General features: G+C 67.7%; 14 protein-coding genes. 3 read left to right on the forward strand and 11 right to left on the reverse strand.

The window, feature by feature from the left end; genetic code table 11:
- The 6 genes from VNO22_12710 to VNO22_12735 form a co-directional block, all read right to left on the reverse strand.
- Positions 1-1,574: DUF885 domain-containing protein (locus VNO22_12710; GenBank protein ID HXG62235.1), on the reverse strand; the 1,574-nt coding region annotated here is incomplete at its 3' end.
- Positions 1,574-2,548 (reverse strand): electron transfer flavoprotein subunit alpha/FixB family protein, encoded by a 975-nt coding sequence (locus VNO22_12715; GenBank protein ID HXG62236.1) that lies wholly within the window; start codon positions 2,546-2,548, stop codon positions 1,574-1,576. The genes VNO22_12715 and VNO22_12710, both read right to left, overlap by 1 nt.
- Before the next feature lie 16 nt (positions 2,549-2,564).
- A complete protein-coding gene (locus VNO22_12720) occupies positions 2,565-3,323 on the reverse strand; it encodes an electron transfer flavoprotein subunit beta/FixA family protein (GenBank protein HXG62237.1) in 759 nt (252 codons plus the stop codon).
- A 79-nt stretch (positions 3,324-3,402) separates the two neighbouring features.
- Positions 3,403-4,071 (reverse strand): DedA family protein, encoded by a 669-nt coding sequence (locus VNO22_12725; GenBank protein HXG62238.1) that lies wholly within the window; start codon positions 4,069-4,071, stop codon positions 3,403-3,405.
- Positions 4,061-4,786, reverse strand: a complete 726-nt coding sequence (locus VNO22_12730) for a metallophosphoesterase family protein (protein ID HXG62239.1) — start codon at positions 4,784-4,786, stop codon at positions 4,061-4,063. Before VNO22_12730 ends, VNO22_12725 begins: the two co-directional genes overlap by 11 nt.
- Before the next feature lie 4 nt (positions 4,787-4,790).
- Positions 4,791-5,699, reverse strand: a complete 909-nt coding sequence (locus tag VNO22_12735; GenBank protein HXG62240.1) for a hypothetical protein — start codon at positions 5,697-5,699, stop codon at positions 4,791-4,793.
- A 120-nt stretch (positions 5,700-5,819) separates the two neighbouring features.
- On the opposite strand from VNO22_12735, the gene VNO22_12740 reads away from it, so the two are divergent.
- Positions 5,820-6,668 carry a ParB/RepB/Spo0J family partition protein gene (locus tag VNO22_12740; protein ID HXG62241.1) on the forward strand — a complete coding sequence of 283 codons (849 nt, stop codon included), beginning with the start codon at positions 5,820-5,822 and terminating at the stop codon, positions 6,666-6,668.
- A gap of 12 nt (positions 6,669-6,680) precedes the next feature.
- Here VNO22_12740 and VNO22_12745 read toward each other — a convergent pair whose 3' ends face one another.
- Genes VNO22_12745 through polX form a run of 3 tightly spaced genes read right to left on the reverse strand, consistent with a single transcriptional unit; the run spans position 6,681 to position 9,471 of the window.
- Positions 6,681-7,127, reverse strand: a complete 447-nt coding sequence (locus VNO22_12745; protein ID HXG62242.1) for a hypothetical protein — start codon at positions 7,125-7,127, stop codon at positions 6,681-6,683.
- A 15-nt stretch (positions 7,128-7,142) separates the two neighbouring features.
- Entirely contained in the window at positions 7,143-7,799 is a 657-nt protein-coding gene (gene nth, locus VNO22_12750) for an endonuclease III (GenBank protein ID HXG62243.1), read from the reverse strand.
- A complete protein-coding gene (gene polX, locus VNO22_12755; protein ID HXG62244.1) occupies positions 7,768-9,471 on the reverse strand; it encodes a DNA polymerase/3'-5' exonuclease PolX in 1,704 nt (567 codons plus the stop codon). The genes nth and polX overlap by 32 nt, the downstream gene beginning before the upstream one ends.
- Positions 9,472-9,803: 332 nt before the next feature.
- On the opposite strand from polX, the gene VNO22_12760 reads away from it, so the two are divergent.
- The gene (locus VNO22_12760; GenBank protein ID HXG62245.1) at positions 9,804-10,712 is read left to right on the forward strand and encodes a PDZ domain-containing protein; all 909 of its coding nucleotides are present in this window, start codon (positions 9,804-9,806) and stop codon (positions 10,710-10,712) included.
- Positions 10,713-10,793: 81 nt separating this feature from the next.
- Positions 10,794-10,976 (forward strand): DUF1328 family protein, encoded by a 183-nt coding sequence (locus tag VNO22_12765; GenBank protein HXG62246.1) that lies wholly within the window; start codon positions 10,794-10,796, stop codon positions 10,974-10,976.
- A gap of 208 nt (positions 10,977-11,184) precedes the next feature.
- On the opposite strand, the gene VNO22_12770 is transcribed toward VNO22_12765, so the two are convergent.
- Both VNO22_12770 and VNO22_12775 read right to left on the reverse strand, forming a co-directional pair.
- Positions 11,185-11,904 carry a hypothetical protein gene (locus VNO22_12770; GenBank protein ID HXG62247.1) on the reverse strand — a complete coding sequence of 240 codons (720 nt, stop codon included), beginning with the start codon at positions 11,902-11,904 and terminating at the stop codon, positions 11,185-11,187.
- 275 nt (positions 11,905-12,179) lie between these two features.
- Positions 12,180-12,775: phosphoglycolate phosphatase (locus tag VNO22_12775; protein HXG62248.1), on the reverse strand; the 596-nt coding region annotated here is incomplete at its 5' end.

Below are 12,775 nucleotides of genomic sequence, written 5' to 3' on the forward strand. Positions count from 1 at the left end.
GCTCCGGACCGCAGGAGGGCCGTGTGGAAGAAGGCGTCCGAGAAGCGCCCGCCCATCTTCTCGCGCGCGGCCTTGCGCAGCTCCTTCACGCGCTCGCGGCCCCAGAGGTGGGCCGGCGGCGCTCCGGGCGCCGTGACGAAACGCCGCACCTCCGCCTCCGCGCAGACGCGGTCCATGCCCAGATAGTCGATCAGCGCGTCGACGGCCTGCGGGAAGCCGAGCTTTCCGGAAGCCAGGCGCGCGTCCACGAGGACCCGGACGGCCGCCAGGAGCATCGCCTGCAGCTGCATGAAACGCGAGGGCGGGGTGTCCTCGAAGCCCATCTCCCGCGCCCGCTCCTCGACGTAGTGGGGCCAGCCGCCCGCCAGGGGCGGGTCTTCGTAGAGCGACCGGAGGGGCGACGGGTGCCGGGCCGCCCAGCACATCTGGGCGTGGCGTCCCGCGTAGCCCTCCCGCAGAGCCAGCGCCGTGAGCGCCCCGTAATTGTGCTCCTTGAGCTTGTCGCTGTCGCAGTCCCCGGGGGTGACGAAGAAGTAGCCGTCGAGCTTGGGTTCGAAGCGCGCCGGAGGCCAGTATCCCCCGAAGGGCAGGACATGCCGGAGGAAGAGCGGCGTCTCGACGACGTAGATCTGCTCCCCTTCCGGCAGGGAGGCGAACTTCGCGCGCTGGACGAACTGCCGGATTTTGGAGACCATCTCGCGGGAGAAGCGCAGCACGCCGTCGAAGGTGTCCGGATGCTGCTGCTTGAGCATGTCCCGGACGTCCTCGATGGGGACCTTGCGGCGGATGGAGCGGGCGACCTCCCGCTGGCGCTCCCGCAGCCGCTCCACTTCCGCCTCCGCGTAGGCGACGAGCGCGGCGGGAGACTCCGTCACGCCGCGGACCTGGAGGAGCCGGCGGTAGCGATCCTCCCCTAGGGCATACTCCTCGCGGCAGTCCGGAAGGACGTCGACGATCAGCCAGTCGCTGTAGCGCTCCAGGGCGTTCTGGGCCTGATCGATCAGACGGTTCAGATCGCGCTGAGGCGTGGCCGGGAGATGTTCCCGGCCGATATCCTTGAGCAGGTTGAAGAATCCCGGCAACCGGGTGATCGTCTCGAGCTCGATCTCGACGAAGAGCTTGACGGGCGCGCGAAGGCGCGAGCGGGACTGGTCGATGTACCGCGGCAGCTTTTCCAGGCGCTTCATGATGGCCCGCATGCGCTGGCCCAGGGGCGCGTAATTCCGCGAGAGGATCTGGAAGAGGCTCTGCCCGATGAAGCGCGGCGCGTCCGGAAGGGCCTCCCAGAGGCGCAGTTCCTCGCGCTCGAAGATCCAATTGCGCAGCATGTGGACCGCGAAGTCGCGGTCCGCGGCGCGGTCCGCCGGCAGCCGGCGGGGATCGATCTTCTCGAACTCCGCCAGCGTCCGCCGCAAATAGCGCTGGTCGTCGAGCTCCTTGTCGAGAGAGCCCTCGGGGAGCTTGTCGTCGCACTCCTCGTGGAGGCCGAGCGCCGTTCCCGCCAGAGGGTTCCGCCGAACCCACTCGCGGAGGAAATCCTTCTCGAGCTTGTCCAGACGTTTGGAAGCGTCCATCAGGAAGCCAGGACCGTTTTCAGATGCCGGGTCAGGGCGGGGACCACCTCGAAAACGTCCCCCACGATGCCGTAGGTGGCGACCTTGAAGATCGGCGCGTCGGGATCCTTGTTGACGGCGACGATGACCTTGGAGGTGCGCATGCCGGCCAGGTGCTGGATAGCGCCGGAGATTCCAAGGGCGATGTAGAGATTCGGCGAAACCGTTTTTCCCGTCTGGCCGACCTGCTCGGAATGGGGCCGCCAGCCGGCGTCCACCACCGCCCGGGAGGCGCCGACGGCGGCCCCCAGGACCTCCGCCAGCTCGTCCCGCAGGTGGAAGTGCTCGGGTCCCTTCAGGCCGCGCCCGCCGGAGACGACAATCGCCGCTTCCGTGAGCTCGGCTTTTCCCTGCGCGGCGGCGACGACCTCGCGCGCGGCGGACCGGAAGTCGGAATCCTCGAAGGCCACCGCCAGGTCCTGCACGTCGGCCGCGGCGGGCGCCTCTTCGGCCGGAAAGGCGTTGGGCCGCAGCGACAGGAGCGCGGGCGCCTTCCGGAAGGCGACCGTGGCGAAGGCTTTGCCCGCGAACACGGGCCGGCGCGCCAGGAGCCGCCCGCCCTCCACGAGCACGCCGGTGCAGTCGGTCGCCGCGCTGGTGCCCAGGAGCGCCGCGAGCCCCCCTCCGAGGTCGCGGCCCATCGCCGTGGCGGCCAGGAAGATCGCCCCCGAGCCCCAGGCCCGGTGCGCCTCGGCCACGGCCCGCGCGTACGCCTCGGGAGCGTAATATTTCAGGCGCGGCCCCTCGGCCACGAAGATCCTGACCGCGCCGTACCGTCCGAGCGTTTCCGCGTGCGCCCGGACTCCCTCTCCGACCAGGACCGCGGCCGCCCGGCCTCCCAGCTTTTCGGCGACGCGGCGCGCCTCGGACAGGGTTTCGAGGCTGGGCTTCTTGAGTTTCCCGTCCCGAACTTCCGCGAACGCGAGGATGTTCATTCGGCCCGATCCGCCCCTAGAGCACCTTGGCCTCTTCCCGGAGCAGGCGCACCAGCTCCGGCACCGCCTCCGCGCCGCGGCCCACGATCCGCCCCGGGGGCCGCTCGGGCGGAGGCTCCATCCGGACGATCTCCAGGCGCGGGTCGAAGGCCGGCGCGGGCACCGTCTGGACGGGCTTGGACTTGGCCGCCAGGATGCCCTTGACGGACGGGTAGCGCCGGTCGTGGATTCCGTTGATTCCTTTCTGGACCGAGATGGCGCAGGGCAGGGAGAGCTCGACGACCTCCTCCCCGCCTTCGATCTGCCGGCGCGCGCGGGCCCGGCCGCCCTCGACCTCGAGCGCCGTGCAGACGTTCACGCGCGGCAGGCCCAGCAGGTGCGCCACGATGGTGGGAACCTGGTAGGAGTCGTCGTCGATGGCGCTCTTGCCGAAGAAGACGATGTCGAATTGAAGCGTGCGTAAGGTGGCCGCCAGGATTTCCGCCACGGGGTAGGGATCGAACGCGGGGCCTCCCTTGACGACGATGCCCCGGTCCAGCCCGATCGCCAGGGCCTTGCGCATGGCCACGTCGCTCCCTTCGGGGTCCACCGTCAGGCCCACCACTTCGCCCGAGCCGGCCTTTTCCTTAAGCCGGAGGGCCACTTCGATCGCCAGCTCGTCGTAGGGATTGACCACGTACTCGATCCCCTGGGGGTCGATGGACTTCCCGTCGGGGCCGATTTTGATCTTGGCGGTCGTGTCGGGGACGCGCTTGAGGCAGACGACGAGGTTCATGAACGCCGTCATTATAGGCATCGGGCGGTTCCCATCAAGGGAAAAACCCGGGACCGCTCGCCGGGCGAACGGTCCCGCCTCAGGCGCGGGCGGCCCACAGGCGCATGACGGCGACCACGGCGATCACCAGGAGCGCGACGGCCAGGCACACCGTGTTGAAGTAGCGTTCGATGAACGCCTTGATCCGGGGGCCGAAGAAGAAGCACAGGGCTCCCAAGAGGAAGAAGCGCCATCCGCGGCCGATCGTGGAGGCCAAAAGAAGCGTCTCCAGGCCGACGCGCTCATGGAAGAAGCCGGAGCCGATCGTGATGCCTTTGTAGGGGAAGGGGAGAAACGAGTAGAGCAGGATGAACGCAAAGGCGTTGCGGCCGAATTCTTCCCCCGCCCGCGTGAAGGCGGCTTCAAGGCGCCACGTGCGGATGACCCAGACGCCGACGGTGTCGTAGAGGGCGTAGCCGATGAGGTATCCCAGGATCGCCCCCGCGACGGAGGCGGCGGTGTCCACGAAGGCGTACCAGAACGACCGCCGGGGCTTTTCGAGGGAGAGGGCGACCTGAAGGAAAAGCGGGGGGATGGGAAAGACGCTGGAATCCAGGAACGCGAAGACGGCCAGGGCCCAGGTGCCCAAGGGGTGGTGGGCCCAGGAGAGGATCCACGCGTAGAGGCGCCGGAGGGGGTTGCGGCCGGCGGGCGGGGCGGGCGCGGCCGTCGGGGCGCCCGACGGGGGCGCCTCGACGCTACCGGCCATATTTCAGGCGTTCCGCCAGGATCTCGGGGAGGCCGGACTGGATGATCTTGCGCGCGGCCTTCTCCACGTCGTAGCGCACGCGGGTGACGCGGATCAGGCCCTCGTCGGAATCGTAGATGACGCAGACGGCGTCGGGGTTCTCGTCGCGGGGCTGGCCGATGGAGCCCACGTTGACCATCACCTTGGCGTTCTCGTCCAGGCGCACCTCGGTGTCCATATTGAAGGAGACGTTCTTGCGCTTGAAGAAGTTGACGGGCACGTGGGAGTGGCCCATGAACGACAGGGGGGTCGTCTGCTGCTCGAAGGAGAGGTGGGCGTCGTAGCTCGTCTGGATGTACTCGAAAAGCTCGGGCGAATAGAGCGTGGAGTGCACCACGGTGAAGTTGTCGCAGTACTCGACGAGTTTGAGGGAGCGGATGTATTGCTTGTGTTCTTCGGGCAGGGTCTTGCGGGTCCAGAGGGCGCTTTCGCGGGCGTAGGCGTTGAAGAAGTCGATATTGAGCTTGTCCACGGCGGCGAAGTCGTGGTTGCCGGCGGTGACGACCGCCTTGAGCTTCTGGCGGACGATGTCCACGCACTCGACGGGATTGGCGCCGTAGCCCACGAGGTCGCCGACGGAGACGTACTTCTGAACGCCTTCTTTTTCCATGACCTCGAGGACCGCCTCGAGCGCCTCGAGGTTCGCGTGGATGTCTCCCAGGATGCCGTATTTCATGGGACTACCGGACTTCTCTCTGACGGAAGAGGGAGCAGGACACGAGAAAGACCGCGCTCACGAAAAGCACGGCATACGCCAGCGACAGCCCCACGTACCGGACGGAAACGATTCTACCCTCGCTGAAAGCGGCCTGCAAGTTAAAGTACCCGAAATTGGGCGTCACGTACGCCAGGGCGCGCCCGGAGGCCGTCAGGGGCGCCACTCCCAGATTTTCGACGCTGGCGAGCATGTAACTTGAGACGTTTCCGAGGATGAAGGCGAGGGTGACCGCGGCCGCGGAAACCACGGCCGGAAAGAACGCCGCGAAGCTGACGGCCAGGGCCGCCAGGATCGCCGCCTGGAAGATCGCCAGCATCGTTCCCTGAAGCACCACGGCGCCCTGGGGGCGCAGGAACGATTCCCACGTCGCCGCCCAGGCGGCGCCGAAGGGGCTCCGCCCGGAAGAGGCCGCCCGCGCGAGGTCCGCGTCTCCGAGCGGCAGGTGGGGCAGGGACATCGTCCAGAGCGTCAAAAGAAGCGTGGCGGCCAGGACGAGCGTTCCGGGCAGGAGCGAAAGCCAGATGCCGAAGAACTTGCCCAGGAGGAAATCCGCGCGCCGCACGGGCTTGGAAAGAAGCGTCACCGCCGTGCGATCCTCGAGCTCCTGGGTGACCACCGTTCCGGAGGTCACCACGATGACCAGGAACGTCCAGAAGGTGAGGGTGGCGATTCCCATCTCGCGGACCATGTGGACTTCCTGATGGAAGGAGAAGAGTGTCAGGAAGCGGGAGAGGAAGACGGCCACGGCGAACGCCAGAAGCAGGATGGAGTAGAGCGGCCGGCGCAGGATTTCGCCGTAGGTGGCGGCGGTCAGGGGGACGAGCGCGCCGGCGAAAGCGGAGCGGGCGCCTGCGTCCTCGGGACGGCTCATCGGATTCATCATTATACACGCGTCGTCCGCCGAAGCGTGCTATAATTGAAAGGAAGTCCCGCCGCGGCGTCACGCGGAATCGGGGGGCTTTTCGGGTTGAGCCCGAGAGAGGGGGAAGGCATGTCGCAGGTCCGCCGGCTTGGCATGGGTCTCGGCGCCCTTCTGGGCGGCGAGGGGGAAAGTTCTCAAAATAATGAACAAAGCGGCGCGATCGAGGTCTCTCTCATTCGGCCCAACCCGTTCCAGCCGCGCGCGGAGTTCGACGAGGCGGAGATCGCCTCCCTGGCCGAGTCGCTCAAGCGGCAGGGGGTGCTGCAGCCGGTGGTGGTGCGGCCCGCCGAGGGCGGGTTCTATGAGCTTGTGGCGGGCGAGCGGCGCTGGAGAGCGTCCCGGAAGGCGGGATTCGACCGGATCCCGGCGGTGATTCGGGAGGTGGACGATCGGCGGATGCTGGAGATGGCTCTTGTCGAGAACCTTCAGCGCCGGGACCTCAATCCTCTCGAAAAGGCCCGCGCCTTCCGTCAACTCATGCAACTCAATTCCTGGACTCAGGAGGAAGTGGCCGACGCGGTGGGGCTGGGCCGGCCGACGGTGGCGAACTTCATCCGGCTTCTGGAACTCCCGCCGGAGATCCAGGAGGCTGTTTCACGTGGAACAATCACGATGGGCCATGCCCGGGCGCTCCTGGGCGTCTCCCCCCGCTCCGCCCAGCTTCAGCTCCTCCGGCGGATCCTCGAGGAGGACCTCTCGGTGCGCGCGCTGGAGAAGCTGGCCCGCCGGCGTTCCGAGCCCTCGTCGGAGAAGGGGAACGGCTCTTCCTCCCGCCGGGAGCCCTACCTCGAGGAACTGGAGCGCAAACTCATGGACCGCCTCGGCGTGCGGGTCGAAATCATGCCCGAGGCGATCGTCATCCCCTACGGCTCCAACCAGCAGCTCACGGCCATCCTCAAGCGGCTTGGCGTGCTGTAAGCGGCCGGGCCGCTATTTTCGGACGGCCGGCGGAGGGGGCATCTGCCGGATTCGAACCGCCGTGTCCCGGAAGATGCGCGTGTGGGGCGAGGTCTTGTCCGGCTCCGGACGCTTGCCCCCTTTCCAGGGGTTCGCCAGGTAATAGTCGAACGGGAAAAGCTCGTGGCTGTACTTGCCGAGCGCCCGCATGAACCCCGGCGCGTGAATGTTCATCCATCCGAAGCGGGTGTACATGTAGATATCGATGTCGTCCCCCCCTTGCGGGAAGGACTTGACGACCAGGGCCAGGTGCTCGGTCCCGTCCGCGATCTTGACCACGGCTGAGAAGAGGCCGGTGTCCTCGTTCGTGAAGAGCGTTGCCTCCCGGATGCGGAGATCGGGTTCGTCCGCCTGGCCGGGTTCGATCACCCAGCATTTGCCGGCCAGCACGTCTTCCGGAGTGATGTCGCTCAGCTTCATGGTCCGGTCGCTCCCCTAGCTTATTTTTCCGGCCGAAGGACAGCAAGAGGCAAGAGGGCATTCCGCGCACTTGGGCTTGCGCGCCGTGCACAGGCGGCGGCCGTGCCAGATCAGGCGGTGGGAAAAGTCGATCCACTCCTCCTGGGGGAGGATCCTCATGAGGTCCTGCTCGATCTTCTTGGGGTCCTCGTGCCGCGTAAGCCCGAGCCGCCGCGCCACGCGCCTCACATGGGTGTCCACGACCACGCCGGTGGCCTTGCCGAACCAGGTGCCCAGGACCACGTTGGCGGTCTTGCGCGCCACGCCGGGCAGCTCCACGAGCGCTTCCATCGTGTCCGGAACCCGGCCCCCGTGCTTTTCCACCAGGATCCGCGCCGCCTCCCGGATCGCGCGCGCCTTGGCGCGGTAGAAGCCCGTGGATCGGACCGCCCGCTCCAGCTCCGCCGGGTCCGCCTCCGCGTAGTCCCGCGCCGTCCGGTACTTGCGGAAAAGCTCCCGCGTCACCTCGTTGACCCGGGCGTCCGTGCATTGCGCCGACAGGATCGTGGCCACCAGAAGCTCCAGGGCGTTTCGGTGCCGCAGGGCGCAGCGGGCGTCCGGATACGTCCGCGCCAGGATCTCCACGATCCGCGCCGCGCGCTCAGCTTCGACGGAAGATTTCAAGGACGGCATCGAGGTCCCGTGTATTCAAGACGTCGCGATCCTCCAGCCACCCTCGCCGCGCCGTGCCGATTCCGTACTCGACGTTCTCGATTTCGGAAACGGCGTGCGCGTCCGGGTTGATCGCCACGAGGACTCCACGCTCCTTCGCCCGGCGGCAATGGGTCCAGTCCAAGTCCAGCCGGTTGGGATACGCGTTGAGCTCGATCACCTTCCGGTGGCGGCGGGCCGTTTCGATGACCCGCTCCAGGTCGATCCGATACCCCGGCCGGCTCAGAAGAAGCCTCCCCGTCGGATGGCCCAAAATGTCCAGATGATCGTTTTGGAGCGCCTTGCAGACCCGGTCGGTCATTTCGGACTCGGACATGTCGAAACGGGAATGCACCGATCCGATGACGAAATCGAGTCGGTCGAGGACTTCCGGGGTCAGGTCGAGATCGCCGTTCGGCAGAATGTCGCATTCCAAGCCCTTGAGGATGCGGAAGTCCTTCCACCGGCGGTTGAGCCGGTCCACCACCGAGAGCTGCTGGAGGAGCCTTTTTTCATCCATTCCGTTGGCATAGTAGGCCGCCTTGCTGTGGTCGGAAAGGCCCATGTACCGGAAACCCATGGAGCGCGCCTTCTCCGCCATGGCCTCGATTTCTGCAGCCCCGTCGCTCCATGTGGAATGGGTGTGGAAGATTCCTCTAAGAGATTTGAAGCCAATAAGTTGCGGCGTTTCTTTGAGGTCAAGCTCCCCTGTGTTTTCGCGCATTTCAGGGGGGATGAACGGGAGCCCGAGCCGATCATAGAATTCGGCTTCGTCCTTGCAGGGGAGAAGGCGATCCCCATCGAAGATTCCGTATTCGTTCACCTTCAGTCCGCGGCGCTGGGCGATCTGCCGGAGGGCGACATTGTGCTCCTTGCTGCCGGTAAAATACGCCAGGGCTGGAGCGAACTGGTCGTCCCGGACCACGCGCAGGTCCACCTGAAGTCCGGTGTGAAGAACAACGCTCGTCTTGGTCTCCCCTTGCGCCAGGACCCGCGAGATTCCCCCCGCCTTCAGGAATCCCTCCATGACGCGCCCCGGCTGGTCGGAACTGGCCAAAAGGTCGATGTCGCGCACGACCTCTTTCCAGCGCCTCAGGCTCCCCGCCAGGCTCGCCCGCGCCACCCCCTTGAGAGATTGCACGTATTCCAGAAGCCGGCGTGCCTGCGGCAAGGCCTCGCTCAAAAGATACTGGCCTTGATGCCCCTCGGCGAACTTGATCCCTTCCAGGATCTTTTGCTGGGTTTTTTCTCCGAACCCTTTGATGTTCAGTAGTTTATTCTCCTGGCACGCCTTGCGAAGATCCTCGATGGAGGTGATCCCCAGCTCCTTCCAGAGGGCGCGCGCTTTCTTGGGGCCCACGGAGGGAATGGTCATTATTTCTAGAACTCCTGCGGGCACCTGCCGGCGCAGCTCTTCGTACGCCTCGAGGCGGCCGGTCGTCACGAGTTGGGTGATCTTTTCCGCCAGCGCCTCTCCGATGCCGGGAATCTCGCGCAGCCGCTTCTGTTCAACCAGTGAGCGAACATCTTCAGTGAGACCGGCCAACGAGCGAGCGGCGGCGTAGTAGGCGCGAACCTTGAAAGGGTTCTCGCCCTGGATTTCGAGGATTCGGCCGATTTCCTGAAGCACGTCGGCGACGGCCCGGTTGTCCATGCCTGTCGGACGCGCGGTACGGCGGGGACGGTCCGTCCGCGGCCGCCTCAGAACGGCTCGATCCTAGCACGGCGTCCTTCCGCTGTAAAGCGCGCGGGTCGGACGGCGTAACGGCCGTCGCGTCGAACGGCTCAACGGGTTGACAGTCCGCCCGCCGTCCCACCCCGGAGGCCTCCATGCGATCCCCCCTCGGCCTGCTTGCCGCGGCGCTCCTGACTCCGACGTCCCCGCACTCTTTCGATGCTCCGGCTTCTTCCACAGCCCTGCAGGAATCGCGCGCGGAACCGACCCGCCCCGTCGGGCCGCAGGAGGGAGACGCTCGCGGCGACGAAGTGGATCGCCTGATCGAGAACCTGGGTTCCTCCGAGGCGCCGACCCGCCGGCAGGCGGAGCGACGGCTGGCGGAACTGGGCGAGGAGGCCGTGCCGCGCCTGCGCGCGGCGGCTTACGACTCGACCGCGGAGCGCGCGCTGGCGGCCCGGCGCCTGCTTTTGGAGATCGATCGCCGCCGTCGCGCCGCGCAAGGCGATCCCTCGGAACGGACGCCCCCTCCGGTCCTTGCGTTCGTGTATTTCGACTGGGCGCGCGGAGTCTACTTCCAGATCGATCCGAAGGGACGGGTCGTCCTGACCGCTCCGCTGCGCGACGAGAAGAGCGGAAAGCTGGAGTTCCATCGATTCGAAGCGGAGTCGCTGGACGACTTTCGGGGGCGGTTCCCGGGACTTCTCGGGCGCTTCGGGCTGGAGCGTCTGATCCGCCCGCCTCGCGTGGAGCCCGGGGATCGCGAGTGGTGGACGCGTCTGGAGCGGTGGCTGGCGCCGGAGCCTTCGGCGCAGGACCTGGACGAACGCGAGAGTCTGTCCGCGCGGCTGGAAGCCTGGCGCGCCCGGCATCGCGCACTCCTCGAGCGCTTTCTTCGGGAGTGGAAGCAGCGTGACCCCGAGGAGCCCGACGCGGGCGCGCTCCTGGGCGAGCCGGAGGCGGCGTTGCGCACGCAGCTCGGCCTGGAGGATTCCGGAGGCGCGCTGGTCCTGGAAGTGCGCGAAGGTGGACCGGCGGAGCGCGCGGGGTTGCGCCGGCACGACGTGATCGTGCGGGTGGACGAACGACCGGCCGGATCGGCCGCCGAGGTCGCCCGGATTCTCGCCCGGGCGTTGCGGGAGCGCCCGGTGGCGCTCGAAGTGCTCCGCGGCGGGGAACGCGTGGAGCTTCGGTTTCCCCGACCCGCCGACGCGCCGTAACGCCCGGGGCGCGGGGCGGATCACCCGGGTGGCATGGACCGTCCCGCGCGGGACCGTCCGAGCCGAGAGGAGAGGTGAGCGATGCTGAGTTGGGCGCTGGCATTCTTCATCATCGCGATCATCGCCGCCGTGTTCGGCTTCGGCAACATCGCGGCGGGGGCGGCGGGCATCGCGCAGGTGCTCTTCTTCATCTTCCTGGTCGCCTTCGTGATCGCGCTCGTGGCGGGCCTCGTGACGGGTCGCTCGACCCGCCCGCCCGTGTAGGGAGAAGGCGTCGGAGCGGGGCGCCGCCGATGCGGACCGCGGCGGCGCCCCGGGGGCCGGGAACCCGGCACAGCAAATCACAAAAAGCGAATCGCGAAGGACGAAGCGTCCCCTCTCCAAGGAAGCTCCTCCCGCGATTCCCCTGCGTGCAAAAGTCCTCCACGAGGGTGGAGGACTTTTGCGGGACCTTTGCCGGGAGGGGGCCGGCTTACGCCGTGGGCGCGGCCGGCCGCATGCGAAGTTCGGTGGGCGCGCGCCGCACGCGTGTCCGCCGCCAGCCGGCGGCAAGCATGGTGGCGGCCAGGCTGATCAGCTGCGACCCCAGCAGCACCCACGCGGCGGTCGTCGCCGCCGCGGCCGCGCGCTCCGCGGCTTCGCGCGCCTGCGTCATCTGCTCCGCGGTCATCGGGGCCCGTTGCAGGTTCTGATCTTCGACCCGCGGCGCGGCCTGGACCCCCGGCGGCTGGAACGCCGGGCGCTGGCCCGCGACCATGCCCGCCGCTCCGGCGGTGGCCCCGCCCAGGACGCCGGAAGCGCCCACGGACATGAGGAACAAGGCGATCAGCACGCCGACCGTCCACGTGAGTCCGCCGAAAAGCATGGGCATGTAGGGGCGGTCCGTGCGCGACGTGCGACTGAGGACCATGCCGCCCACGAGGCCTACGACGATGGCGGTGAGCACCATCCAGAGGATGGATCCCACGCCGAACGCGGCGGCCATCTCCTGCGTTTCCTCGGCGGTCGCCGGCATCGGCGCCGCGGCCCCGGCCGACAGGCCGATCGCCGCCCCCAGCGTGCTCATGAGAATCGTCACCGCGAAGCCGGCCAGCGCGCCCGCGACGATGGGGCCCCATTGGATGCGGCCCAGCCCGCCGGCGGGCTCCGCCACGACCGGCGTTCCGACCGGAGTTTCGACTTGGTTCGCCATATAGCGTTCTCCGTCCGCACGAGAAGTAGAAAACCGGAACGACCACGCACCCGACGAGAAGCGCCTCTCGGTGTTTCCCATCCTCCGATCCCCCGGCGAAGGAGGCGTTACGATCGGGGAACCCCGCACGGATCCCGCGTAACATCGGCGCCCTTTGGGGCTCATATGGGGCGACACGAGAACCTATCCCTCCCATCTACAGGGGCCTCTTCTCACCGGGAGAGGCCCCTCTCATTTTTTGAGGTCGCCGCGCGAAAACGCGCGAGACGGACGGCTCAGGCGGGACCCGCGTAGCGGGCTTCGATCCGCTCGCGGATGCGGGCACGCGCCTCGCGCGCGGACAGATTCCCGGCGCGCTCGACCTCTTCGACCTCCGCCGCCAGCTCCTCGTCCTTGATCGAGGCGCGGATCCAGCGGGAGTAGTCCCTTCGGGCCAGATGATAGGTCCAGGTTTCGTCGTCCACCCCCTCGGCGAGCTGGACGAAAAGCAGCAGGTTCTGAGCGCGCAGGTTCAGCTTCCCCTCGGGGCCCCGGAAATAGAAGCTCTTATCCGGACCCAGCTCGCCCTCGGCATACTTGCGGCGATGGCGGCGCCGGACGGTGCGGGGAGGGCGCGGCCGGAACGGGACGGCGGCCGCGCCCGCGGCGCGGTCCCAGAAGAGCGGCCCGCCGGCCGCCGCCGCCGGCGGCCTGGCTTCCCCCAGGATCGCCGCGAACCGTCCCGCCAGAAGGGGCGCCTCCTCCCCGAGCGCCACCAGCCGGTTCACCGACTCCAGGATCTTCCGCGCCATTCCGTCCGGGGACACGGTGATGAAGAGGATGGCCGCGACTTCCGAGATCTCCGAGACGAGCTCCGGCGAGAGAGAGGCGG

The organism is Planctomycetota bacterium (assembly GCA_035574235.1).
Taxonomy (GTDB): domain Bacteria; phylum Planctomycetota; class MHYJ01; order MHYJ01; family JACPRB01; genus DATLZA01.

What these genes read in the sequence shown, in the direction of transcription:
- VNO22_12715 (HXG62236.1), bottom strand. Translation starts at nt 2,548, where the DNA reads ATGAACATCCTCGCGTTCGCGGAAGTTCGGGACGGGAAACTCAAGAAG.
- VNO22_12720 (HXG62237.1), bottom strand. Translation starts at nt 3,323, where the DNA reads ATGAACCTCGTCGTCTGCCTCAAGCGCGTCCCCGACACGACCGCCAAG.
- VNO22_12725 (HXG62238.1), bottom strand. Translation starts at nt 4,071, where the DNA reads ATGGCCGGTAGCGTCGAGGCGCCCCCGTCGGGCGCCCCGACGGCCGCG.
- VNO22_12730 (HXG62239.1), bottom strand. Translation starts at nt 4,786, where the DNA reads ATGAAATACGGCATCCTGGGAGACATCCACGCGAACCTCGAGGCGCTC.
- VNO22_12735 (HXG62240.1), bottom strand. Translation starts at nt 5,699, where the DNA reads ATGAGCCGTCCCGAGGACGCAGGCGCCCGCTCCGCTTTCGCCGGCGCG.
- VNO22_12740 (HXG62241.1), top strand. Translation starts at nt 5,820, where the DNA reads ATGTCGCAGGTCCGCCGGCTTGGCATGGGTCTCGGCGCCCTTCTGGGC.
- VNO22_12745 (HXG62242.1), bottom strand. Translation starts at nt 7,127, where the DNA reads ATGAAGCTGAGCGACATCACTCCGGAAGACGTGCTGGCCGGCAAATGC.
- nth (HXG62243.1), bottom strand. Translation starts at nt 7,799, where the DNA reads ATGCCGTCCTTGAAATCTTCCGTCGAAGCTGAGCGCGCGGCGCGGATC.
- polX (HXG62244.1), bottom strand. Translation starts at nt 9,471, where the DNA reads ATGGACAACCGGGCCGTCGCCGACGTGCTTCAGGAAATCGGCCGAATC.
- VNO22_12765 (HXG62246.1), top strand. Translation starts at nt 10,794, where the DNA reads ATGCTGAGTTGGGCGCTGGCATTCTTCATCATCGCGATCATCGCCGCC.
- VNO22_12770 (HXG62247.1), bottom strand. Translation starts at nt 11,904, where the DNA reads ATGGCGAACCAAGTCGAAACTCCGGTCGGAACGCCGGTCGTGGCGGAG.